Here is a 24,854-nt window from a genome sequence, read left to right on the forward strand (position 1 = left end):
TCATGAGCAAAAAAACAAAAACAACATCAATTGCGGTTAGCAATGATATTCTGAAAACCGAAAATCGTCAGATGGCGGTAGCAAAAGGGTTACTGGAAACAGGGAGCGACAACTGGCTTCAGGTCAAAAAATCTTCCAATAGTGCCATCATATCCATCCCTAAATACTGCCGGGTAAGCAATGTTTCCTTTAGCGGCACTGGCACAAACAAAAGAGAGGTTTTCACGATCGTGGATTGGCCTTATGTGAATGAAGTTTGCAGCGTTGCGGCCCTGCCAGATTCTCGTTCCAGATTTGGGAATGTAGACTACAATGTGGGCAGCATTGTTACCTATGACCACAAGGCCAAAACGTTAACGGTCAATCCTGGTGGCATTACAGTAAAGGCCGGTATCGACCCCAATAATCCAATGTCAAATGGAGAGTATCTTTTGCGGCTGCCCGATGCTCCGCATATCTATGGTAGGCCATATTTGGATAGAACCAGTTTTGCACTAACTTGGTTTTTTATTGAAGATACCGATCACCTGGACAGGTACCTGCACACAGGCAGTGTTAGCGAAGGATGTGTTACCGTAGGTTTAAATGGAGGAGAGGCTGATTTCGTTAAATGGACAGATATTGCCAAAATCCTGAGTACCCAAAGATTGGCTTCAAACAATGCTTTTGTTGGGAAATTGGTGGTAAAGGGATATTAAACCATTCAAAAACCCCGATATGCCCCAGGCAATTCTGATGTTGCTTGGCCCTACTGTTTGGCAGTGGGGCCAGGAATTAACGATTTTTTTGATTAGCAGGCCCATGGATACAAATATGCAGATGAATAGAAATTCACCTCCAATCTTTCATCGTCGTTTCCAGGAATTCCTTGTTGCTTTACCAGTTACATCACTTGTTTTTCAGCGTCGTAATTTACGCCAACCCTTAGCGCCTTCAATCCACTTACCCCTTGCAATTCTTCCAGGTCAAGCATTTCTACATCCAACATTAAAAACCCTTGTTCCTGCAAATAACTGATATACGCCATATACTCATTAGCCTCAAAGGTGTTGTAATAAATCATGGCAATTTTTCCTGGCTGGGTTAACCTTTCATCTTTATCCTTGATTTTAACCTTATCTATCCGTTTTTTGATCACCTCATAACGGATATTGTAGGTACCTTCCACATCAAAGCGTCGCTCATCGTTTCTAAAGCTAATGTCTATGGGATTGGAATGAATAAAAATGAGCTGTGTAGTTAGCAATGGCTTCTCCATTTTGTCTACCAAACGGTTGGCCAAACGTGCAATTTCCGCCATGGATTGCAGTTGCCAAAGCCGCATGTTTTTAAGGAAAAGCATATCAAATGGGATATCTGGGGCAATTTCCTGTCCAATGTAAATGTCATATTCAACTCCATCGGTACGGAATTTCGCAAAATAAAACGGAAAGGTCTTCTGCAATTCCTCTTGGGCGCTTTCCAAATACTCTCCTACCGAAGCATTGATGAACTGCATAGAAGCTTCCAAAGTTCTTCTGTTTTCAAAAGCTTCTCCAGTTTCAGGATTGATGCTTTCAAAATATTCACTTACAATTTCTTTGGTAGTGGGATGGTTTTTCTCTACGTGCTTAAGCACCGGATAAACCTCAAGCTCCAGAAATTCATTCAATGAATCTTCTTCGCTCGAACTGATAAAACCATCGGTCCGCTGCATCCAATTTTTACAACTGTGCAGAATTTTGTCGATCAAATCCAGTTTGATTGATTTTTTCAGGGCAATTAACGAAGCACTTAGCTTATCGAGCTGTATTTTTAGATCTTCCTTTAGTGCCTGGTTTCTTTCAATGGTAGAGTTTCTGATATCAATGGCGCCAAATAAAGGGTACAGGTTTTTGAAGGTAACCGTTTCAATATCCTGCGCATTTTTGTTGCCTTTATTTTTCTTGATGAACTCCCAAACCTGCTCATTGAACTTCCACTGTACTGAAGGTTGCAATGCGGTAAACTTATCCATCAGTACTTCGTCCATTTTGGTATCGAATTCTTCTATACGATACTGGAAAAGCTGTCCCAAAAGCGGCATGGCCGAATGCAAACGTGAAAGTAACATGTCATCAATCAGCACTTCTTTTTTCGAATATATTTCCAACATCCCTACCAGTTCCCCATTATAAAAAACGGGCAAAATAGAATACGATTGAATACCACTTTTACGGATAGCTTCCATAAATGGTCTTTTCTCTATTTGCTCATCCGTAATTTTATTAAAGAAGATGGGTTGGGGATTATTCTTATATAACTCGAGCTGTTCGTAAAAAACACTATGGTCTATCCCAAAATGCCTGCCCGCATTAATCAGGATACTGGAACCATCGTCAACATCCAGTACGGGCTTACCATTAACCGTAATTAGGGGCAATAAACCAAATTCAATATCGGCATTTCCACCTAATGTCCTGAGCGTTTGAATAACGTGTTCATAGGCCTCCGTTTGGTAGTTGTGGTTAACCAACGACTCCCTAATCCCATCGATGGCGTGTTGCAGGGTCACATCAGTGATCGAAATCACGGTAAAGCCATCAAACTTGAAATCATTTAGGGGCAATACCTCATTTAAAAGTTCCAAACCACGTTCATCATTCACAAAGCCCGAAAACTGCTCAAAATTGAGTACAGGCAGTTCTTTTTTATGATAAGTGATGTCTACAAACTGCGTGTCTACATTTACATTATAGTACTGCGTAAGCCCGGTTTCCGGGTTGTTGTAGGCAAAGCGCATTTCGTTATCGGTTAACGCCGAATAATTGTAATATCTCTTTAAAATAACGTTATAGATGAATTTGATTTGGTCTTTCTCTTTTTTCTTTTGATATTCTCCACCGGCCTTGCCATGTTCTTCCACATTTTTCTGGATGAAATTATAAAGCAAATCAGTACTGAAGAAAATCTGGTCTGGAACGGGTGTGCTCAATGCCCAATACAATTCTTTTTCATTGGCCATTAAAGGTGTTAAAATAGTGAAGATGAGTTCCAACGTTTCTTTATACTGAGCCAAATCCTCAACCATTAGGTTTTTAGCCAACGCCCCTTCCTTCTCTATCTTTTCAAGCAAAAACCTGTAAAATTCCTTCTTAATGGTTTCCTCTGTTTTCAACCTTCTTTTTAAATAAGCAACCAGTGGCCTAAAAGATAGGCTCCATTCTATCTGACAGGCGATACATTCGTTCTTATTTATTTTTATAACGTTGGTATTCATTACTTAAAATCTAAAATTCATTGAAAATTGAGGGTACCAGCCCTCTTTTGAATAAGCCGCAATTGCCCTTAAAATGGTTAGCTGGGCAGGTGAGAAATACAAGCCGCCACCCACACCGTGGTGCCAATTATCGGACGAATCTTTTCTTTCCCATACCCTTCCCACATCATACAAACCCATCAGTCCTACTTGGCCCGGCAATACGTAACTGATAAAATCACCTAGTTTTAGCCTTAGCTCCAAATTGTTGTAAAAACTATGCTTTCCCGCAAAACGATATTGTCTATAGCCCAACAAAGTTCCTTCACCACCCAAATACGCATATTGATAAAAGGCCGGATTACCTACCGTTACAGCCCCGCCAAACCTATTGGCCAGCACCAAATTGGCACGTCCATCTAAATTTTTGTACAAGGCGATAGCGCCATTGAACTGTGCAAATGACCTTGCGGCGCTGCTTATTCCTTGATAGCCTAACAACTTAAAATCGATATAACTCCCCAAAGTTGGCAGCATTTCGTTGTCTTTGGTATTATTAATAAAGTTAACCACGGCCCCCACATACAATTTTTCACGGTCAATCACGAAACGATCTGAGGAATTTAATTCGGATACGTTATTGATGAATTTATTTTGGTTGTCCTCTTTATCGAAAGTATAGAATTGGAAACTTGGCCCAATACTAAACGTAGATTTAGGCCTGCGCCAACGTAAATTGGTTTCCAACTGAAAAAGGTTCATTCGGGTGCGGTAATATCTGATGTTTTGGTCAAAAGAGGTTTCGTTACCTACCCCAAAAAAGTTTCGGGTATTGTCGGGTGCCTGCACATTGGCATGCACCACCACATCGGCATTGCCCAGGGCCTTCAACCAATCGCCGGTATATTTAAACCTAACCGCCGACGTAGCAAAGGCATATAACAAACTGAAAGATTGGGAATTGCCATAAGGTTGTTTCCGGAACCCCGGATTGGTAATATTCATGAAAGCCCCCAAAGAAAAACCATCATCCACATTATAGCCCACATTTGGGTATAAAGATGTTCTGCTATACAGGTCTTTCCCTAAATAAGTGGCATTTCCCGTATCGGTAGAGAGTTTGGTGCGTAGTTTATGAGCAGCTTCCCCTTCAAATATATTTTCATCCCTTAAACCAAACAAGCGAACTGATTGACGAGAAGCGGTTACATTGTACACTTTTTTCCCATGCCCAGCAATGATTTTCAAAGTAATGGGCGAAGTTTTATTGTTGAGGAATACACTGTCATTTCCGTCTCGCATGTATAAGCGGATTTGTTTGGTGATTTTAGGATCGAAAACGCGGCTGAAAGTTACATCTTTTACCTGTCCAGATTTGTTGATTTTGTACAGTTCTACTTTCAAATGACCATTGTCTAAACTGTTAATCTCGGCCTTCTCATTTTTGTGGCTCGCTTGCACATCCACAATACGATTGAAAAAGTGGTAGTATTCGTTCATCACCTTTGGAATAGTGGCCTTACGTTGCTTAAGCTGTGCCAAAAACTGTTCGTGCCTTAAAGCATAGCTTTCCTTAGGCAATCTTTTTAAAGCTTCCTCAAAAATTTCATCCGTAAAAAGGTCACAAAACTCCTTCACGTCCTTGTCCCATTGTTCTTCGGTATATTGCGACAACAATTTGCTGTTCATGGCCCTGCCTTCCCATAAAAACCAGTTCCCATCTTTCAAATCTTTTTCTATCCCCTGCATCATGGGCAATAAATCAGATTTTTGGGCAAAACGCTGAATTTTGCCATCGGCCCTAAAAAACACCTGGTCGCGGTCTCTTGGAATGGCAATGTATTTCAGCCCCTTTTTGGTACTATCCGCTTTCCAACGCCATTGGTCTTCGTGCCGGTCCCAATCGCCAAGCAATACATCCAAGGCCTTAGCTCTCAAATACAGTTTCGCATCATAAGTGTTATCGTTATCCTTATCCAACTTTTTAAACATCTTGGCCGTGTTGTCCGAAGGGCCCAATGGGTTTCTTTCTTCCAACAAACAGATGGTATTTTCGAATAACGAAGCATAATCACCTAGGTTTTGATCTGGCGAAACCAAACCGATGATGGGATTGCTATGGGGTACTCCCGCAGCTTTAGCCAAAACCGGCACCACCAATGCCGTAAACGGATGCTGCGAAGCCATATTATCACGCATCACGTCTTTTGCAAAAGTGTTTCTCAACCCTTGAGGAAGCAATACTTCGGGGTATTTCTCTACGCTACGCAGCACATACTCCTTACCATTTTTATCCGCTAACCGTAATGATCGGGATTGGTTTCCGCCGCCCAACTGCGTTGGTTTTAAGCCACCGCTAATTTCCGAAATCCGGATGACGGGCAGTTTGGTATCCGTAGCATAGTCTTTCCGATAATTGTCGCCAAAGAGGTAACGGTGAAACCTGCTTACGCTATCAAACGAAGGCTTTACCTTCACCATCACACTATCGGCGGTAATTACACTGGCTAGCTTTGAGGGTATATTTGCTACTTTTCGAAAAGGCTGCGTATAGCTAAAAACCTTGTTCACGCCTGTATCGCTAAAGGTGTAATATTCGTAGCGCATGTCGTTGTTCATCAGCTGATCGGCCACTACGTAACCATTTTCGAAACTATGGAACAATGAATTTTTTCCCAGCTTATTGGGCGAGTGCTTTGCTCCTGCACCGCTTACCACCTGCAATTGTTTGCTTTTGATTAATTGCAAGCCATGTTCATGCCCTGCCGCGTAAACCACATTGGGCGCATCGCCAAAAATGCCATTTACCTTTTCAATCATCTCCTTATACAAAGGGTGTTTCATGTCCTCTGGATTTAAAAAGGTAGTTCTTAAAAAAGGATATAAGGAACCTATAAGGGGTAAAGGGATATATAAATTTTTATTGAGCGAGGTGAGTGGGAAAAGGTGGTTTTTAAACGTAAAATAACCACCATGCGCACCATAACTTTGGAAAGGATGGTGAGAAGCCAGGATAATCATTTTGTCCTTATTTTGATCAAATAGCTCCCGCATTCGCATGATCACCTCTTCCTTGCTATTGCATTCGCAATCTGGATTAGTCTTATCGTAAGGGAAAAGCCACCATTCACTGTCATAAGCAATAATGGTCAATTTATCGGTAAGGTTAATCGCTACGGGATTGGGGCAACCATTATCGGGAATAAGTTTGAGCAAAGGATCATTAAAAGAAGCCAAAAACTGTCCCTGTGCCTGAATTTTAGCCAATCCGTTGGGGCCAGATTTGTCCCAATCGTGATTGCCGGGCACAAAATAAACCGCAGCACCATTGGCCCGCATGGGCTCAAACTGCGATTTTAAGATCTGCTCGGTTTCCTTAAGGTTGTTACTTCCTGGCAAGGCCATGCCTGTGGGATAAATGTTATCTCCCAAAAAAAGCGTGGTTGTTTTTCCTTTGATCACGTGGTTTGCGGCACTTTTTAAGGAAGCGAGTTGGCCGGTATTCATTTCCCCGGCATCGCCAATCAATATCACACGGTATTTCACCTCTTGCTGTGCAAACACAAACAAGTTAGTTAGGGTAAGTAGAACGATTAGCGTAATTTTTTTAAGCATAAGCTACTTTTTAGTTCCTTTATAATCAAATCTCAAAATATTTCCATATTGGGCATCGCTGCCTTCGTTAGAAATAAATAAGTTGCCTTGTTTGTCGAAGGCAATTCCTTCTGGTTGATTGAATGTATTTGAGCTTAAATGATAGGCAGCCTTGATTTTCCAATGCTGATCGGCCACTACCAATGCTTTATTAATGGCCGAAACGATGTACCATTCTTTGGTGATAGGATGTTGGGCCAAAGCCGATGGATGAAACGTCCCCTTTTTACGTCCGGTTAATTTTTCAAGAGAGCTGGCATCTACATTAAAGTTACTGGCCAATACAAAACGGCCATCACCCTGCATGTTGAGGATAAAACCGCTGGTATTTTTTGAACCTTTATCTTGTTTACATTCCTTGCACAACACATAAAGCTGCCCATTGGCCGGGTTGGCATACATGGCCTCGTATTCGCCTTTGGGTAAAAGCGATTTGGTTTCCACCACCCCTGAAGCTTCTTCCTTTTTGGTTTCCGTTATAGGAAACGCATACAGATCGCCGTTACTTTTCAGCACGATGATTTTGTTTTTGGCAATGGCGATATCCTCATAGTCGCCATTTTTGGCAAACTTGGTAGAAGTATATTTTTTTGAACCCAATGGCAGTACAAATACCCTTCCTTCCTCGTCTTGCTCGGCATAAACCGTGGTGTTATTGCCGTTCAAAAAAGCAATTCCCGATATTTCCTGTAGCACATCAGGCATGTTGTACTTTTGGGGCGCCGCCAAATCATAACCCGGCGGATTTTCATTTTTTTTGCGCTTTTCCTGGGCACATGAAAGTAGCGTAATGGCACAGCCCAAGCTGCAGGCCAGCATTAAAAACAGGTATTTTTGGTATATTTTCTTCATGGTTTATTCTTTAAATATTGATAAATGGCATATTGCGACTGAACTGCATTGCCCTGTAAAGGCAGGGGAACATTGTTCATTTCCGAGTCGATATCTACCGCCTGCACATTATCCGCAAGCTGCAAGGCCAGCATTTGCTTAAGTTCATCCTTAATTTCCTGATTAAAAATAGGAAAACAGACTTCAATTCTTCTATAAATATTCCTGCTCATCCAGTCGGCAGAACCTAAAAACATTTCTTCATTTCCGTTATGATGGAACAAAAAAATTCGGCCATGCTCCAAATAGCGGTCAACAATTCTTTTGATGGAGATATTTTCGGTAGGCACCAATCGGCAAATCCCCCTAATGATCAGGGAAATTTTTACTCCTGCACGTGCGGCCTCATATAACTTGTTGATCATGACCTCTTCTTCCAGATTATTCAGTTTAATGGTAATTGCAGCTGGCTTACCCAGGTTAGCATGTTCAATTTCACGCTGTATAAGGGCTAAAAAGCGGGTTTGCAAATTAAATTGCGCCACCAAAAGATAACTGAACCTGATCAAATCAGGATTGGAAGGTTTTTCACGTCGGGCTAAAAACAGGAACAGCAATTCCAACTCACGCAACATGCCCTGGTTTGCGGTCATTAAAATATGATCGGTATAAAAATTGGCCGTGGTTTCATTAAAATTTCCGGTAGCGAACAAGCCGGTATATTGCGTTCTAATCCCTTGTTTGCGCTTTACCAAAGCCACTTTGGCATGAACCTTTAGCGCCGTAACGCTGTAAATGATTTCTACTCCGGCAGCTTTCATCTTTTTGGCCCATTTAATGTTATTGGCTTCATCAAAACGTGCTTTCAACTCTACCAGTACCGTTACCTTCTTGCCGTTTTTAGCAGCGGTAATTAAAGCGTTAACTATTTTTGAATTGCTGGCAACCCGATATAAAGTGGAGTAAATTTCTGTGGTTAATTCATCTGTGGCAGCCTCATTAAAAAAGCGCAATACACTGTCGTACGATTGGTACGGAGGATTGATGAGCAAATCCTGCGCTACAATCTGCTGATGGAGGCTAAGGTCTTTCCTAAATTTAGGATATACAACTTTGGGCCATTTCTCATTGCTCAATGCTGCATCCTTCACCGGAAAATCACCTAAATCCTTTAAATTATGATACCTGCCTCCCGCCATTACATTGGCATGTCCCAAATTTAACTGCTGAATTAAAAGCATCAGCGAAGCGGAAGGGATATTGGGTTCATGTAAAAACCTGGTAGCTAAACCCAAATCGCGTTTTTGGATCTGTTTTTCGATTAAATCAGCAATATCCAGGTTATACTCATCTGCCAGTTCCATTTCCGCATTGCGGGTTATTTTAAAGCTATAACAACCCTTAATTTGTTTGTTTTTAAACAGCAGCGGAAGATTCTGACGGATAATATCATCCATGATCAGTACATATTTTTGGCCATCAACAGTCGTTTCGTAAAAACGGGAAAGTTCATTGGAAGGTATGTTCACCACATAACTGGCCATCTTTCCTTCAGCTTCGGCATTCACCAACAAATAGAGCTCATTGTTATTCGGGAAAAACTCGGTTTTAGAATCAGATATTTCTACGGGCTGAAGAAATGCCAAAATGGTGCTTAAAAAATAATTGCTCAGTTCATTGTCCAGCCTTTCTGGAATGGCCTCGTTATAAACAAAATGAATATGATGCAATTTCAATTGCGGCAAAACGATATTTTTCAGGATATCACCAAACAGTTCCTGTTGCCCATGAATGGTTTCTGTAGCTTGCTTTAATAAATGGTCTTGCTGTTGTATAGGATTGTTTTCTTTTTTGCTCAGCTTTTTAAGGGCCTGCAAAACAGGCATTCGCACACGGTAAAACTCATCCAAATTGGAAGAATAAATAGACAGGAATTTGATTTTCTCCAAAAGCGGCGTGGTGTCTCGTTTGGCTTCGAGCAAAACACGCTCATTAAAAGAAATCCAACTCAAATCCCGATCAAACATAGGCGCAGCCACACTAAGCATATTAGGAGAATTTACCATAAATGGCAGAGAAAATGATATAAGCCAATACTGAAGTGATTAAACCGAACATGAAAATATTGTAGGCAATGCGAATGAGTTTGTACTTACGGCCCAACACTACACCCTGCGAATACACATCCTTAATTAAAGTGCCGTACAGAAAATCCCGATCGGCCATTACCTTTTCCATGCTTTGGTGATATCGTTCCAAAGGCATTTTGTAAAAGTTACCGAAAAAAACCAGGTTCACCCTTTTGCGGTCAACGTCTTCCTGCGTAAAAATCCCCTTTGGAATGCTGGGCCTAGTGGCCAGAATAGAAAAGATGATGCACGATAAACTCACCATCAACAAAATAAAGGTGGGCACCACTAAATAAGTATTGTCTTCTAAACGGCGCAGCAGCAAACTCACAATCAACGACAAAATAATGGAGTTCACCGTAATGAGCAGCTGTGCCTTGTTATCGGCCATGTCGCTAAGCCGTTGGTTATTGGCCGAAGTAATACGGAACATGGTTTCTACGCCTTTGCTCGGCAAGGCTTCTTTGTCTTCTTTGGCAGGCTTATCGGCCTTTTCCTTCTTGTTGTGTTTCAATTGATCCGCTTCTTTATTTGCTAGTGCTAAAATATCTTCGTTAAACTTCTTTTTAAGCTTTGCCAAATTTTTGCTCTTTTGTGCTTCAAGTAATAACCTGGCATAGTCTGTATGATATTGGTGGCTTTCTAAAAATTCAATATCCTTTAAGCGCCAGCTCTTTTTGCCAATTTCTTTATTGCAAAGCAGCTCCACTTCTTTACGTAGAAGTTTTGATCGTTCACTGAAATCTTCACTTCCCAAATGAAATAAATCCGAATCACATAAAATACGTTCATTCAAATCACTAGGACTTTGTGGCAACCTGGTAGATAGAATGGCACTCTTTACCGCAGCAATGATCTTTTCATCCACCTGATGACCGGTTAGGTAAGCGACCGCATGCTCCGCTCCTTTTTCCTCATGCTTTAAAGTTTCGATGAAATATCCAGTGTCATGAAACCAGGCGCTTACATAAACGATAAAAAAGTCATCGTCTGCTAGTTGGTAATGATTGGCAATTTGTACAGCGGCCTGAACCACTCTTTTGGTATGTGCCAAATTATGATAAACAAGCTGGCTATTGTGGTGCTCGTTAAAATAATTCACCACATAGGTTTCCACCTCTTGCTGCAACGGTTGGTAGTTCATGATCTACAAATTTGTTCCAAAAATAAATATTAGGCAGCGATGAAAGCGAAACAAATTACACCTCCAACCAAACCTCCTTAAAATTGCACCTATCAGTCTGCCTTAAAACTAAGTTACCATAAAATATGCTTCAGTGCACACTAAAAGGTAATAATAAAGCAACTTCCTGTAACGTAAACCCATGGACTAACCCGCTTAACAAAACCTATGACAAGCTGAACAAAGCAAGTTGACAGGCTCAACAAAATCCTCGGTTGCCAAGCTCCCTAAATTTGTGGTATCAAAATAAATAAAAGACATGACACAAAACAATTATCAAGGCGCATTGCAGCAACCCATTGGTTCTGGCTTTAACGCAACATCTACTTCAAACGAAGTAATCAAAGGAATAGATTTAACTGGAAAAATTGCCATCGTAACTGGCGGACACACAGGGATTGGCCTAGAAACTACCAAAACACTGGCAGGTGCCGGAGCAACAGTGATTGTAATTGCCAGAGATGTAGAGAAAGCAAAAAGAAATCTGGAAAACCTTAAAAACGTAGAATTGGAAGCCATGGATTTAATGGACAGTGCATCCATAGATGCCTTTTGCACCAAGTTCCTCGCTTCCAACAGACCTTTGCACCTACTGATTAACAATGCGGGCATCATGTGGGTGCCTTTACGCAGAGATGTACGTGGCTACGAATCTCAATTAGTAACCAATTATCTTAGCCAATTTCAGCTTACCGCCAAACTATGGCCGGCACTTAAAAAAGCCAATGGCGCCAGAGTGATCAACGTATCTTCCTTTGGGCATCAAATGGCGCCATTCAACTTTGAAGATCCTAATTTTAACCATCGGGAATACCAAACTTTGGAAGGTTACGGACAATCCAAAACGGCTACCAATCTTTTTGCAGTAGAACTGGACCACCGTGGAAAGCCGTTCAACATTCGTGCTTATTCGCTGCACCCTGGCAGCGTTATCGGTACTGATCTTGGCAGAGAAGAACCAATCGAACTGTTTAAGGAATTGGGCACCCATGATGCCAATGGAGAGCTCAAACCTGAAGTAGCGGCCACCTTAAAAACCATTCCACAAGGTGCCGCCACCACCATTTGGTGCGCCACAAGTCCTGCACTAAACAACATTGGCGGCGTTTATTGCGAAAATGCCGACATTGCCGAATTGGACACCGGCAAGATCGACCATCAATACGACAAGCCCGAAACCCTGCGTGGCGTGCAACCTTACTCGGTAGACCAAGAAAACGCCCAACGTCTTTGGGCATTGAGCGAAACACTTTTAGGTTTCCAGTTTTTGGCTAACTAAGCGGAGCAACAACGATTAGAAATGGAGAAAACAATTAACTTTATGGCAATGGAACATATTTCTAGATATCTCACCCAAGAAATCAAGCTCTCGAGCTATGAGGACAAGCTCTTTAAATCAGACTTGATGTTCGACGACCATATCTTGGTGTGGTTCATTTCGGGAGAAACCAAAATTATCCAGGCTGATCGCACTTTCTTTTTCAAAACAGGCGATATCTTTCTTATCCCCAGAAACCAGCTGGCCACCGTGATCAATTACCCAAAAGATGGACAACCCCACAAAACGGTAGTGATGCACCTTACCATAGAAAGGCTCAAGAAGTTTTACGAGCATATTGACACCAGCGAAAAACACCCGCCGGAACAGAAAATATACAGCTTTAGCAACCATCCGTTATTGGAAAGCTGTTTGGCTTCGCTCATCCCCTATTTTGACATTTCTGGTGAGTTTCCCGAAAGCTTGGCCCACTTGAAGATCACCGAGGCGATCAGCATTTTACGCACTATCGACCCAAAGGTAGACAGCGTTTTGGCCCACTTTGAGGCACCAGGAAAGATAGACCTCATTGGGTTCATGCAACGTAATTTCATGTTCAACATGTCGTTAGAAAAACTAGGCTATCTCTCCGGACGAAGTCTATCAACCTTTAACCGCGATTTTAAAAAGCTGTTTAATACTACGCCACAAAAATGGCTAACCGATAAAAGATTGGAATTGGCTTATCATCATTTATCCCAAAAAAAGCTAAAACCTACAGAAGTTTATTTAGAAGTTGGCTTTGAAGATTTGTCGCATTTCTCCTTTTCGTTCAAGAAAAAATACGGCGTATCCCCAACAAAGCTACTATTAGCTACTTAATTCGAAATATTTACAGCTTTTTGATATTACTATCTAGAAAGGTTAGTACAACACATCAGCATTGTTACCATTTTCCTAAAAAGTATCACTTATTTTAGCTTTAAGATTCAACTAACAAAGTTTATGAAGAAACTACTAACCTTATCTCTAGGTTTTCTCCTGGCATCGCCCCTATTTGCACAAGAAAAACCGCAATGGATGAGATATCCATCCATTTCTCCAGACGGAAGCACCATCGTTTTCACCTATAAGGGTGATTTGTATCGAGTAGCGAGCAGCGGAGGAAATGCACAACAACTTACTTTTCATGAAGCGCATGATTTTATGCCTCAATGGAGTAAAGACGGCAAGCAAATTGCTTTTGCTTCCGATCGCTACGGTAACTTTGATGTATTTGTGATGGATGCGAATGGTGGACCAGCAAAAAGATTAACTTATCACTCAACTGACGAAGTACCTTTCAGCTTTTCCGCAGACAACCAGTCGGTAGTTTTTGGCGCAGCCAGGCAAGACGCCGTTAACCACCGCCAATTTCCTACGGGCTCTCAGCCGGAGCTTTATTCAGTGCCTACTACTGGTGGACGCATTGCCCAAATTTTCACTATCCCCGCAGAAGCCGTGCAAAGCAGCAAGGATGGCTCAAAAATGATTTACCACGACAAGAAAGGTGGCGAAAACGAATGGCGCAAGCACCACCAATCGGCTATTGCACGCGACATTTGGGTGTACGACAAAAAAACAGACAAGCACACGCAAATCACCAGTTTTTATGGCGAGAACAGAAACCCTGTATTTGCGGATAACGAACAAAGCATTTATTATTTGAGCGAAGAAAGCGGCACCTTCAACATTCACAAAATGCCGCTGAAAGAAAAAGCCAAAAATGAGCAAATCACCAAATTCAAGAATTTTCCGGTGAGATTTTTAAGTGCCGCCAACAATGGCACCTTATCTTTTGGTTACGATGGCGAACTTTATACTTTAAAACCAGGTTCAGGCCCTCAGAAATTAAACGTAACCATCAACACCCAAGAAAAAGCCAATAACGACGGCTTCATCACCATTAACGGTGGCGTAAGGGAAATGTCGGTATCTCCCGATGGCAAAGAAGTGGCCTTTATTGCCAGAGGTGAAGTTTTTGTGACCTCGGTAGATGGCAAAATGACCAAAAGAATTACCAATACCCCAGAGCAGGAACGTTTTGTTGAATTTGCTCCAGATGGCAAATCGCTGGTGTACGCCAGCGAACGCCAGGGCAAATGGCGCATCTACGAAACCAGAAAAACCCGTAAAGAAGAACCTTATTTCTTTGCCGCTACACTCTTGGAAGAAAAACCCCTGATCAGCAATTCAAACGACAACTACATGCCCGCCCTATCTCCAGATGGCAAAAAAGTGGCTTTCATTGAAAACCGCCGAACACTGAAGGTAATGGAGCTTGGCAATAAAAACACCGTAACCTTGCTTACGCCCGATCAGCTTTTTTACATGCAGGATGGCGACCAATATTTTACCTGGAGCCCTGATAGCAAATGGTTATTGGCCACTTACAGGCCAACCATGTCCAACGGCGAAGTGGTATTGTTAGATGCTACGGGCAAACAAGCCATGAAAAACCTGACCAAAAGCGGCTATGGTGATGGCAGCGCCAAATGGGTGAACGGTGGCAAGCAACTGATTTGGTTCAGCAATCGCGACGGCATGAAGGCCCATGCCAATAGCGGATCTTCACAACGTGATGTTTATAGTTTATTTTTGACTAAAGATAGCTGGGACCGTTTTAACTTGAGCAAAGACGATTTTGCCTTGCTAAAAGACATGGAAGCTACCGAGAAGAAAGCCAAAGAAGAGGCAGCAAAAAAAGAAGCCAAGGACCCAAAAGCCAAACCTGTAAAACCTGATTCGACCATCGTATTTGATTGGGATGGGCTGGACACCAGAAAGGCCAGGTTAACCATCCACTCATCATCACTGAGTGATGCAGTACTTTCCAAAGACGGGGAAAAGCTTTATTACCTGGCTAGTTTCGAGAAAGGAAGCAATTTATGGAGCACCAACCTGCGTACCAAAGAAACCAAGATGGAGATCCCTTTAGATGGCATGGGCGGTAGTCTTTCGTGGGATAAAGCTCAAAAAAACCTTTACCTGTTAAGTGGCGGCCGTATTTCAAAAATCAACACCGATAACAATAAGCGTGAGCAAATCAATATTGACGGCGAAGTGGAGGTAAACACGGTAGCCGAAAGGGCCTATATGTTTGAACACGTTTGGCTACGCAATAAAGGCATGTTTTACACCCCAACCATGCATGGTGCCGATTGGGATGGCCTAAAACCTGCTTATGCGAAGTACCTTCCACATATTGGCAACAGTTACGAATTTGCAGAAATGTTATCAGAATTGTTGGGAGAGCTGAATGTTTCCCATGCCGGGGCACGTTTCAGCAGAACCATTCCCAATGCCGATGCAACAGCCTCGCTGGGCATTATCGCAAGCTATAAACACCAAGGCGATGGTATTTTGATTGACGAAGTGATTTCTGGCGGGCCATTGGACAAAGCCAAATTAAGCGTAAAACCAGGCATGATCATCGAAAAAATTGACGGTGCGTTAATTGAAGCGAACCAAGATATCGCCAAATTTTTAAACAGAAAATCAGATCAGTTTACCTTATTGGAAATCCTTGATCCCAAAACCAAAGAAAGACAACAAATCACCATCAAACCAATTAGCCTTGGCGCCGAGAATCAGTTGCTTTACAGACGCTGGGTAAAAATCAACCAGGCAGAGGTGGATAGCCTAAGTAAAGGCCAGTTGGGATATGTGCATATTCCAGGTATGGCCGACGGACCATATCGTAGTGTTTATGAGGAAATGATGGGAAAATTTGCCGACCGCAAAGCAGTGATTGTGGATACTCGCTTTAACGGCGGCGGCGATTTGGTATCTGATTTGGCCATGTTCTTCACCGGACAAAAGTTTTTGGATTATGCCACCGAACAACGCTCTGTAGGCTATGAACCAACCTTTAGATGGACCAAACCCACCCTGGCCATGTTCAATGAAGCCAATTACAGTGATGGTCATTGCTTTTCATGCGGCTATAAAGATTTGGGCATTGGAAAAACCGTAGGGATGCCGGTACCCGGAACCTGTAGCTTTGCAGGCTGGGAATCTCTTCCTGATGGAACCCGTTGGGGATCTGTACCTATCAGTGCCAAAAACAAAGCTGGCCAATGGTTAGAAAACAACGAAACCAAACCTGATATCCAAGTAAAAAACATGCCTGGCGTGATAGATAATGGAAAAGACCAACAGCTGGAAGTGGCTATAGCCGAATTACTGAAAGTAGTGAAGTAAAACCTTGAGGGATTGCCTCGCTAAGCTCGCAATGACGCTTCCTTTAACGTCATTGCGAGAAAGAATGACGAAGCAATCTCTTCAAATTCAACAAGCTTCTTTTCCACATCAATACCTAACTATCACTCATAAAACTTAGTTTTGCCAAGCATTATGATAGAAATCTACACAGACGGAGCAGCAAGCGGAAATCCAGGTCCTGGCGGTTACGGGGTAATCCTGCGTTCGGGCAAACATTATAAGGAATTAAGTGGTGGTTTTAGAATGACCACCAATAACCGTATGGAGCTTTTGGCAGTAATTGTTGCCCTTAAAGCGTTAAAAACGCCGGGGCAACAGGTCATTGTCTTCTCCGACAGTAAATATGTGGTAGATGCCGTAGAAAAAGGCTGGGTATTTGGCTGGGCACAAAAAGGCTTTAAAGACAAAAAAAACAAAGATCTGTGGCTGCAATACCTTCAGCAGCACAAAATACACCAGGTTAAATTCAAGTGGATTAAAGGCCACAACGAACACCCAGAAAACGAACGCTGTGACCGTTTGGCCGTGGCGGCTTCGCAAGACAAGGCCAACTGGGCCATTGATAGCGCTTTTGAAGCCGAGCGAAACAGTAACAGCTTACTTTAAATCACAAAACCCCATATCCAAGGACATGGGGTTTTTATTGATGTGCTGTAGCCATTTCGCTTCCTTGCCGAACAACTCCCTTATTAATCCTTTGAGATTGCTTCGCAAAGCTCGCAATGATGGTTAATGAACGTTGTTGCGTCATTAGCGCTAGCTGTTGCAACAACAGGTTAAAGCTACTTGATGACAACTGGAACAGATACCTTATCCCAATCTAAAGAAAATCCTTTGCCGTGTACTTTGTAAACCAACCTTTCCTGGGTTTCTGCCAGGGGTTTAACTTTCACATCCACCCTTAAAGCATCTTTAGCTTCTTCATATTTATAAGCACCCCATTGTTTAGGCTCTTTGTTAAAAATGGCGGTCCAGGTGCCACTTTCTCTAGGAATCAAGAAAAAGCTATATTTTCCAGCAGGCAAGGTTTTACCTTCCACCTTAATATCCTTATCGGTTTCAAAAGTAGTGGCATCATTGGCACCAGCACGCCAAACTTTGTCGTAAGCTTCTAGCCCACCCCAAATTTTGCGGCCCTTTACCGCCGGGCTGCTGTAATTAATGGTAATGGTGGCTCCGTTAACCTTTCCCGTAGCCGTAGCCGCCGGACTAGCTTTAGGCTTAGCATCTTGTGCTATTGCGCTAAAGGAAACCAAGCCAGCAAATAATAAAAAAGTAAGTGATTTGATTGTTGCTTTCATAACTTAATAATTAGAGTATAACTTCCACTAAGTTAATACTTAAAGCAACAGATTGTTTCAAACTCCTGGATATTTTTTACGCACTTAAGCAGATTTGGTAGCGGCCGTATTTTCCTGCTGTTTTTCAACGGGCGAAAACTCCGCCATAAACTCTTCGGCCTTTTTCACCATTTTGGGCGAACCAATAAAAATGGCTACCCGCTGATGAAGTTCCGTAGGTTCAATATCCAAAATCCTATTCAAGCCATCAGAAGCAACACCCCCGGCCTGTTCAATCACAAAGGCCATTGGATTACATTCGTACAGCAAGCGCAACTTTCCTTTTGGCGACGCCGAAGTAGTTGGATACATATAAATACCACCCTTAATCAAACTTCGGTGGATATCTGCTGCCATAGCACCAATATATCTCGACGTGTAGGGCCTGTTGGTAGCTTTATCCTCTACCTGCGCATATTTAATGTATTTTTTTACCCCCTCCGGAAAATGGACATAATTCCCTTCATTAATAGAGTAGATCACGCCATCGTCAGGAATTTTCATATCTGGATGCGACAAACAAAACTCGCCAATAGAAGGATCAAGCGTGAAACCGTTCACCCCTTTGCCGGTAGTATAAACCAACATGGTAGATGAACCGTAAATCACGTACCCCGCAGCTACCTGCTCCGTTCCTTTTTGCAACACATCATCTAAAGTTGCTGGGCCTTCGGTCGATTTTCTTCTGTAAATCGAAAAAATAGTACCCACCGTAACGTTGATATCAATGTTTGATGAACCGTCCAAAGGATCAATGCAAACAATATACCGGGCATTTTTAGACACCGGCGAATCGATACGTACAAAATCATCCTCCTCTTCCGAGGCCACAATACAGCATTCGCCACCACTGGTTAAGGCCGAGATAAATTGCTCGTTGGCATATACATCAAGCTTCTTTTGCCCCTCCCCCTGAATGTTAATGGTATCCGCATCACCTAAAATATCAACCAAACCAGCTTTGTTCACTTCGCGGTTTACAATCTTTGCAGCAATACCAATATCCCTCAACAAACGAGAAAGTTCTCCTTTAGCATACGGAAAATCCGCTTGCTTTTCAATAATAAACTGGCCTAATGTTTTTATACCCGACATTTTTACTTAGTGTATTTTTTACGTTATCTATCCCCTAATTCTATGGCCTCTAAGGTATGGATTTTTTCTTCGGAAATACAAAACCTAATCAAAGTTCTTTTCTTGTGCCAGCCGTGTTTTCCAGCCGCACCGGGATTAATATGCAAACATTGTATTTTTTTATCGAAAACAACTTTCAAGATATGCGAATGCCCGGAGATAAAAAGCTGCGGAGGCTTAGTGTAAATTTCTTTCTTTACCTGCGGCGCATATCTGTCGGGATAACCGCCAATATGCGTCATCCAAACATCCACCTGTTCGCACCTAAATCTTAAATGCTCGGGAAATTGCGCTCTAATATCGGCACCATCTATATTCCCGTAAACGCCCAGTAATGGCTTAAAGGCAAACAGTGGCTCAATCACATTCGGTCCAAAATCACCTGCATGCCAAATTTCGTCCCTATCATCAAAATATTTAAACACCGCATCATCCAAAAAACCATGCGTATCTGATATTAAACCTATTTTTTTCATTTTGCCATTGGAGGTAAGTACTGAGTATCAAGAATTAACACTAAACCTTGCAGGTTTGCTAGACAACAGCACTATATTATTATTTTTTTTTGAAAAGCACTTCCATCGCAACGATGTTAAACCCCTCGGGCTTTTTGCTACAATCTTTTTGTTTTTTTTTGTCATTGTGAACGTCAGCAAAAAACCCTAAGCTATTGCACATCAACAGGATATTCCTCGCCCCGATAAAAAAACAAAAAGTATTTCCGCTTCAATCCCGTTTAATTTACAAAGCCAGTTTTTCAAACGGTGCAAGCGCAGGGTTTGTTATACCAAAAGACTGACGAAGTTTTTGAAAACTTTGTAAGCCCAACAATCAAAATTATTAATCTTTCAATACGCCAAAAAGAAATCTTTAAGCAACAACTCATATGCTTTGGTATATTTCTTCTCGCTTTCGTAGATCGTGAAATCCTCTTCTATCTCAGAAGATTTTTCTCGCCCCAAACAAACAATGCGCCTAAATTCTGGCTTGGTAGCATCGGAGTGCAATTTAACTAAACGGGATGGGAACAAACCTTCCAGCTTAGCTTTGTGCACCAAGTCCTGGGCCTGCTTAACAGGTAAAACTACCCAAAAACAACCATCTGAACTTAGCAACCCGGCCACTTTCTTAATCAAATCACCAAAAAAAGCATCGCTTGCATGCCTCGCCATTTCCTTCTTTTTTTCCACATTTTTAAGATCGTTCACAAAAAAGGGAGGATTGCTTACAATAAGGTCAAACTTTTCTGAACTGGTGTATTGCTCAATTGCCGTATGGTGAATGGACAAGCGTCCACGGAAAACTGAATTTTGAAAGTTTCTTTCAGCCGTTATGGAAGCCTGCTCATCGATCTCTACGGCATGCACTTGGGCCTCGGAAAAACGTTGTGCCAACATTAATGCAATTACGCCAGTGCCTGTGCCAATATCCAATATCCGTTGCGGCCCCTGCTGTTTGGCCATTGCTCCCAACAATACCCCATCTGTATTGATCCGCATGGCACAGCCACTTTGGTCAACTTCAAACTGTTTAAAACGAAAAATATGCTTCATCTTATTTTTGGTAGACTTCTAAAGGCAACCCATCAGGATCGGTAAAAAAAGTAAATTGCTTCCCGGTAAATTCATCAATTCTTACGGGCTCAGCCGCAATTCCTTTCCCATTCAGCTCAGCAACTGTTGCAGCCACGTCATCTACCTCAAAAGCCAAATGCCTTAGCCCTTGCGCCTCTGGCCGCGAAGGCCTTGCCGGTGGATTTTCAAAAGAGAACAATTCGATTTGATAAACACCATTGATGGCCAAATCCAACTTCCACGATTTACGCTCCTCACGATAAACTTCGCCAAGCACTTCAAAGCCTAATTTATTGACATAAAAATCTTTAGACCGTTCATAATCTGAACAAATAATAGCAATATGATGAATACGTTTAAACACTTCTTAATTTACGATTTTAGATTGACGAATGACGATTGAAAGATCCAAATATCCGTTAACTTTCCAACATTATAACTTTTCAATTTTCAACATCCAAATTACACAAGAAATAAACCCAAAAACAGCGAAATTTCTCCTAAAAAAAACCTAAATTTGCGTCTTCAAAAAATAAGCATGATTCATTTCTTTTTAGGTCAATCCGACGAGGTTTTTGTTGTACAAACAAACCATACTTTATCCCAAACTGATACAGAAAAACTAGCGTGGCTTTTTGGCGGAGCTAAATGGAGCGCCGAAAATACTTTAGCCGGCTTTTTTGTTGGTCCAAGAGCGGCCATGATTACCCCTTGGAGCACCAATGCCGTAGAAATTACGCAAAACATGAGCATGGAGGGCATCATCAGAATTGAAGAATTCAAGAAAGTTGATGAAGGTTTTTCGGCTTATGACCCCATGCTTTCGCAAAAATACCAAGGAATTGATCAGGATGTTTTTACCATAAACATCCAGCCTGAGCCTATTTTAGAGATCACGGACATTGCCGCCTACAACAAGCAAGAGGGCTTATCCTTAAGTGACGAAGAAGTAGATTATTTAAATGGATTGGCCAAAAAACTGGGAAGGCCGTTAACAGATTCCGAAGTTTTTGGTTTTTCACAAGTAAACTCTGAGCACTGCCGTCACAAAATTTTCAATGGTCAATTTGTCATTGATGGCGTAGCACAACCAACTTCGTTGTTTAAACTCATCAAAAAAACTTCAGAAACACATCCAAACGACATTGTTTCGGCATATAAAGATAACGTGGCTTTTGTAAAGGGCCCAAAAGTGCAGCAATTTGCACCGTCTAAACCCGATGAGCCATCGTTTTACGAGACTAAAGATTTTGATTCAGTTATTTCTTTAAAAGCTGAAACCCATAATTTCCCTACCACGGTGGAACCATTTAATGGTGCTGCTACCGGCTCTGGGGGTGAAATTAGAGACCGCTTGGCTGGTGGCCAAGGCTCATTGCCTTTGGCAGGAACGGCAGTTTACATGACGGCCCTTTCCCGTTTGGAAGAAAATCGCCCTTGGGAAAAAGGAGTAGAGGAACGCAAATGGCTATACCAAACCCCAATGGATATCTTGATCAAAGCTTCCAACGGAGCTTCTGATTTTGGAAACAAGTTCGGTCAGCCACTTATTACAGGTTCTGTGTTGACTTTCGAGCACGAAGAACACAACCGTAAGTTAGGTTTCGACAAAGTAATTATGCTTGCTGGTGGTATTGGCTACGGCAAAATAGATCAGGCTAAAAAACAAGAGCCAAAAACTGGCGACAACATTGTGGTTTTAGGCGGCGAAAATTACCGTATTGGCATGGGCGGTGCGGCGGTTTCTTCGGCCGATACTGGCGAACATGGCTCAGGCATTGAATTAAATGCCATCCAACGTTCTAACCCTGAAATGCAAAAACGTGCAGCCAATGCAGTACGTGCCATGGTAGAAAGCGACCATAACACCATCGTATCTATTCACGATCACGGTGCGGGTGGTCACTTAAACTGTCTATCGGAATTGGTAGAGGCTACTGGTGGTAAAATTGATTTAGATAAATTGCCTGTGGGCGATCCTACCCTATCTGCAAAAGAAATTATCGGTAACGAGTCTCAAGAGCGTATGGGCTTGGTAATTGGGGAAGAACATATTGCCACCCTACAAAAAATTGCCGACCGTGAGCGTTCGCCAATGTACACCGTAGGAAAAGTGACTGGCGATCATCGTTTTACTTTCGAATCGGCCACTACGGGTGTTAAACCTATGGATTTAGCACTTAGCGACATGTTTGGCAGTTCTCCAAAAATGATCATGGAAGATAAAACCGTTGACCATCAGTATGCAGCAGTAGCTTACAACCAAGATAAAATCAACGAGTATTTAGAGCAAGTGCTTCAATTAGAAGCCGTGGCTTGTAAAGACTGGTTAACAAATAAAGTAGACAGATGTGTGGGTGGCCGTGTTGCCAAACAGCAATGTGCTGGTCCATTGCAATTGCCTTTGAACAACGTAGGCGTAATGGCTTTGGATTTCCAAGGCAAAGAAGGTATCGCCACTTCGGTAGGCCATGCTCCTCTTTCCGCTTTGATTGATGCGGGTGCCGGCAGCAGAATTGCGATTGCCGAATCTTTATCAAACATTGTTTGGGCGCCGCTAAAAGATGGCTTAAAAAGTGTTTCACTTTCGGCCAACTGGATGTGGGCTTGTAAAAACGAAGGGGAAGATGCCCGTTTGTACCAAGCAGTTCAAGCCTGTTCAGATTTTGCCATCGATTTAGGAATCAATATCCCAACAGGCAAGGATTCGCTTTCGATGAAGCAGAAATATAAAGATGGCGATGTCATTGCTCCTGGAACGGTAATTATTTCGGCAGCTGGGAACTGTAACGACATCACCCAAGTAGTAGAGCCCGTTTTACAGAAAGATGGCGGTAACATCTATTACATCAACTTAAGTAACGATGCTTATAAATTGGGCGGCTCTTCTTTCGCTCAAATCTTGAATAAAATTGGCAGTGAAACTCCTGATGTAAAAGATGCTGCTCAATTTAGCACCGCTTTTAACGCAGTTCAGGATTTAATCAAAGCTGGAAAAATTAAAGCCGGCCACGACGTAGGCAGCGGTGGTTTAATCACCACGCTTTTAGAGATGTGCTTTGCAGATCAAAACTTAGGTGCAAACCTTGATTTAACTTCCCTAGGTGAAACCGACGCTTTAAAGGTATTATTTGCAGAGAATATCAGTTTGGTTTTCCAAGCAGATGAAAGTGTGGAAGCTGCTTTAACTGCTAAAGGAGTTAAGTTCCATAAAATTGGAACGGCCACCAACCAATCAACTTTGAATGTGGCAAACGGTTCACAAAACTATTCGTTCGATATTAAACATCTGCGTGATGTTTGGTATAAAACTTCTTACTTGCTTGACCGCAAACAAAGTGGTGAAGTAAAAGCCAAAGAACGTTTCGACAATTATAAAAACCAACCACTAAAATTCAATTTCCCAGCTCAATTTGATGGTAAAAAGCCTGTAATTGATGCGAGCAAACCTCGTCCAAAAGCGGCTATTTTACGTGAAAAAGGCAGTAACTCTGAACGTGAGGTAGCTAACGCGATGTATTTAGCGGGCTTTGACGTGAAAGATGTTCACATGACCGATTTAATTTCGGGCCGCGAAACTTTGGAGGATATCCAATTTATTGGTGCCGTTGGTGGTTTCTCCAACTCAGATGTACTAGGTTCTGCAAAAGGTTGGGCAGGTGCATTTTTGTATAACGAAAAAGCTCGTGTGGCTTTAGAGAATTTCTTCAGCAGAGAAGATACTTTATCGGTAGGTATTTGTAACGGTTGCCAATTGTTCATCGAATTGGGACTGATCAACAAAAACCACGAAGTAAAACCCAAAATGCTCCATAACGACAGCCATAAACACGAAAGTGTGTTCACTTCGTTAGTGGTTCAGGAAAATAACTCTGTGATGTTGTCATCCTTAGCGGGAAGCACCATTGGGGTTTGGGTGTCGCATGGCGAAGGAAAATTCCAATTGCCTTACGAAGAATCGAAATATCAAATCGTTTCCAAATATGGATATGAGCAATATCCCGCCAGTCCAAATGGTTCTGACTACAACACTGCCATGATGTGCGACGATAGCGGAAGGCACTTGGTGATGATGCCTCACATTGAGCGTTCCTTATTCCAATGGCACTGGGCACACTACCCTGCCGGCCGTAAAGACGAGGTTTCTCCATGGATGGAAGCTTTTGTAAATGCCAGAAAGTGGCTGGAAAACCGTCAGAAATAATATTCCATCGCCCGCTTAGCCTGTAAGCGGGCGATTTTTTTTGATAATTAACCTCGATCAAACAAAT

At 42.2% G+C, this 24,854-nt stretch carries 16 protein-coding genes; 6 read left to right on the forward strand and 10 right to left on the reverse strand.

The features are described 5' to 3' along the window. Positions 1–2: 2 nt before the first annotated feature. Positions 3–698 (forward strand): hypothetical protein, encoded by a 696-nt coding sequence (locus DUT71_RS09165; protein WP_113662241.1) that lies wholly within the window; start codon positions 3–5, stop codon positions 696–698. Between the two features lie 185 nt (positions 699–883). Here DUT71_RS09165 and DUT71_RS09170 read toward each other — a convergent pair whose 3' ends face one another. Genes DUT71_RS09170 through DUT71_RS09190 form a run of 5 tightly spaced genes read right to left on the reverse strand, consistent with a single transcriptional unit; the run spans position 884 to position 10,975 of the window. Beyond that, complete coding sequence (locus DUT71_RS09170; RefSeq protein WP_113662242.1) at positions 884–3,238, reverse strand: GAF domain-containing protein; 2,355 nt, start codon at positions 3,236–3,238, stop codon at positions 884–886. A 3-nt stretch (positions 3,239–3,241) separates the two neighbouring features. Then, positions 3,242–6,832, reverse strand: a complete 3,591-nt coding sequence (locus tag DUT71_RS09175) for a metallophosphoesterase (protein ID WP_113662243.1) — start codon at positions 6,830–6,832, stop codon at positions 3,242–3,244. A 3-nt stretch (positions 6,833–6,835) separates the two neighbouring features. Further along, positions 6,836–7,723, reverse strand: a complete 888-nt coding sequence (locus tag DUT71_RS09180; RefSeq protein WP_205313897.1) for an SdiA-regulated domain-containing protein — start codon at positions 7,721–7,723, stop codon at positions 6,836–6,838. Further along, positions 7,720–9,768, reverse strand: coding sequence for a polyphosphate kinase 1 (ppk1, locus tag DUT71_RS09185; protein ID WP_240186893.1), 2,049 nt, complete (start codon positions 9,766–9,768; stop codon positions 7,720–7,722). The genes DUT71_RS09180 and ppk1 overlap by 4 nt, the downstream gene beginning before the upstream one ends. After that, positions 9,752–10,975 carry a Pycsar system effector family protein gene (locus tag DUT71_RS09190; protein WP_113662245.1) on the reverse strand — a complete coding sequence of 408 codons (1,224 nt, stop codon included), beginning with the start codon at positions 10,973–10,975 and terminating at the stop codon, positions 9,752–9,754. Before DUT71_RS09190 ends, ppk1 begins: the two co-directional genes overlap by 17 nt. Positions 10,976–11,273: 298 nt before the next feature. On the opposite strand from DUT71_RS09190, the gene DUT71_RS09195 reads away from it, so the two are divergent. The 4 genes from DUT71_RS09195 to rnhA all read left to right on the forward strand — a co-directional run bounded on the left by DUT71_RS09195 (position 11,274) and on the right by rnhA (position 17,141). Continuing rightward, positions 11,274–12,293, forward strand: coding sequence for an SDR family NAD(P)-dependent oxidoreductase (locus tag DUT71_RS09195; protein ID WP_113662246.1), 1,020 nt, complete (start codon positions 11,274–11,276; stop codon positions 12,291–12,293). A gap of 21 nt (positions 12,294–12,314) precedes the next feature. Then, positions 12,315–13,154 (forward strand): helix-turn-helix domain-containing protein, encoded by an 840-nt coding sequence (locus tag DUT71_RS09200; RefSeq protein WP_240186894.1) that lies wholly within the window; start codon positions 12,315–12,317, stop codon positions 13,152–13,154. A 123-nt stretch (positions 13,155–13,277) separates the two neighbouring features. Next, positions 13,278–16,514: a S41 family peptidase gene (locus DUT71_RS09205; RefSeq protein ID WP_113662247.1), complete on the forward strand. Its 3,237-nt coding sequence runs from the start codon at positions 13,278–13,280 to the stop codon at positions 16,512–16,514. A gap of 153 nt (positions 16,515–16,667) precedes the next feature. Beyond that, on the forward strand, positions 16,668–17,141 hold the full coding sequence (gene rnhA / locus DUT71_RS09210) for a ribonuclease HI (RefSeq protein ID WP_113662248.1): 474 nt from the start codon (positions 16,668–16,670) through the stop codon (positions 17,139–17,141). 176 nt (positions 17,142–17,317) lie between these two features. On the opposite strand, the gene DUT71_RS09215 is transcribed toward rnhA, so the two are convergent. From DUT71_RS09215 to gloA2, 5 genes are all read right to left on the reverse strand, one after another. After that, the gene (locus DUT71_RS09215) at positions 17,318–17,836 is read right to left on the reverse strand and encodes a DUF2911 domain-containing protein (RefSeq protein ID WP_113662249.1); all 519 of its coding nucleotides are present in this window, start codon (positions 17,834–17,836) and stop codon (positions 17,318–17,320) included. Between the two features lie 84 nt (positions 17,837–17,920). Further along, the gene (gene fbp / locus DUT71_RS09220) at positions 17,921–18,970 is read right to left on the reverse strand and encodes a class 1 fructose-bisphosphatase (protein WP_113662250.1); all 1,050 of its coding nucleotides are present in this window, start codon (positions 18,968–18,970) and stop codon (positions 17,921–17,923) included. A 23-nt stretch (positions 18,971–18,993) separates the two neighbouring features. Continuing rightward, the gene (locus DUT71_RS09225) at positions 18,994–19,485 is read right to left on the reverse strand and encodes a metallophosphoesterase family protein (RefSeq protein WP_113662251.1); all 492 of its coding nucleotides are present in this window, start codon (positions 19,483–19,485) and stop codon (positions 18,994–18,996) included. Positions 19,486–19,857: 372 nt separating this feature from the next. Beyond that, entirely contained in the window at positions 19,858–20,562 is a 705-nt protein-coding gene (locus DUT71_RS09230; RefSeq protein WP_113662252.1) for a tRNA1(Val) (adenine(37)-N6)-methyltransferase, read from the reverse strand. Position 20,563: 1 nt separating this feature from the next. Further along, positions 20,564–20,947 (reverse strand): SMU1112c/YaeR family gloxylase I-like metalloprotein, encoded by a 384-nt coding sequence (gene gloA2, locus DUT71_RS09235; protein ID WP_113662253.1) that lies wholly within the window; start codon positions 20,945–20,947, stop codon positions 20,564–20,566. 174 nt (positions 20,948–21,121) lie between these two features. On the opposite strand from gloA2, the gene purL reads away from it, so the two are divergent. Beyond that, positions 21,122–24,787 (forward strand): phosphoribosylformylglycinamidine synthase, encoded by a 3,666-nt coding sequence (gene purL, locus DUT71_RS09240; RefSeq protein WP_113662254.1) that lies wholly within the window; start codon positions 21,122–21,124, stop codon positions 24,785–24,787. The last annotated feature ends 67 nt before the right edge of the window (positions 24,788–24,854 follow it).

This window comes from Pedobacter nanyangensis, assembly GCF_003313505.1.
In the GTDB taxonomy this organism is placed as follows: domain Bacteria; phylum Bacteroidota; class Bacteroidia; order Sphingobacteriales; family Sphingobacteriaceae; genus Pedobacter; species Pedobacter nanyangensis.

Excerpts from the sequence above, each read along its gene's own strand:
- DUT71_RS09165 (WP_113662241.1), top strand. The coding sequence starts at position 3 with ATGAGCAAAAAAACAAAAACAACATCAATTGCGGTTAGCAATGATATT.
- DUT71_RS09170 (WP_113662242.1), bottom strand. The coding sequence starts at position 3,238 with ATGAATACCAACGTTATAAAAATAAATAAGAACGAATGTATCGCCTGT.
- DUT71_RS09175 (WP_113662243.1), bottom strand. The coding sequence starts at position 6,832 with ATGCTTAAAAAAATTACGCTAATCGTTCTACTTACCCTAACTAACTTG.
- DUT71_RS09180 (WP_205313897.1), bottom strand. The coding sequence starts at position 7,723 with ATGAAGAAAATATACCAAAAATACCTGTTTTTAATGCTGGCCTGCAGC.
- ppk1 (WP_240186893.1), bottom strand. The coding sequence starts at position 9,768 with ATGGTAAATTCTCCTAATATGCTTAGTGTGGCTGCGCCTATGTTTGAT.
- DUT71_RS09190 (WP_113662245.1), bottom strand. The coding sequence starts at position 10,975 with ATGAACTACCAACCGTTGCAGCAAGAGGTGGAAACCTATGTGGTGAAT.
- DUT71_RS09195 (WP_113662246.1), top strand. The coding sequence starts at position 11,274 with ATGACACAAAACAATTATCAAGGCGCATTGCAGCAACCCATTGGTTCT.
- DUT71_RS09200 (WP_240186894.1), top strand. The coding sequence starts at position 12,315 with ATGGAGAAAACAATTAACTTTATGGCAATGGAACATATTTCTAGATAT.
- DUT71_RS09205 (WP_113662247.1), top strand. The coding sequence starts at position 13,278 with ATGAAGAAACTACTAACCTTATCTCTAGGTTTTCTCCTGGCATCGCCC.
- rnhA (WP_113662248.1), top strand. The coding sequence starts at position 16,668 with ATGATAGAAATCTACACAGACGGAGCAGCAAGCGGAAATCCAGGTCCT.
- DUT71_RS09215 (WP_113662249.1), bottom strand. The coding sequence starts at position 17,836 with ATGAAAGCAACAATCAAATCACTTACTTTTTTATTATTTGCTGGCTTG.
- fbp (WP_113662250.1), bottom strand. The coding sequence starts at position 18,970 with ATGTCGGGTATAAAAACATTAGGCCAGTTTATTATTGAAAAGCAAGCG.
- DUT71_RS09225 (WP_113662251.1), bottom strand. The coding sequence starts at position 19,485 with ATGAAAAAAATAGGTTTAATATCAGATACGCATGGTTTTTTGGATGAT.
- DUT71_RS09230 (WP_113662252.1), bottom strand. The coding sequence starts at position 20,562 with ATGAAGCATATTTTTCGTTTTAAACAGTTTGAAGTTGACCAAAGTGGC.
- purL (WP_113662254.1), top strand. The coding sequence starts at position 21,122 with ATGATTCATTTCTTTTTAGGTCAATCCGACGAGGTTTTTGTTGTACAA.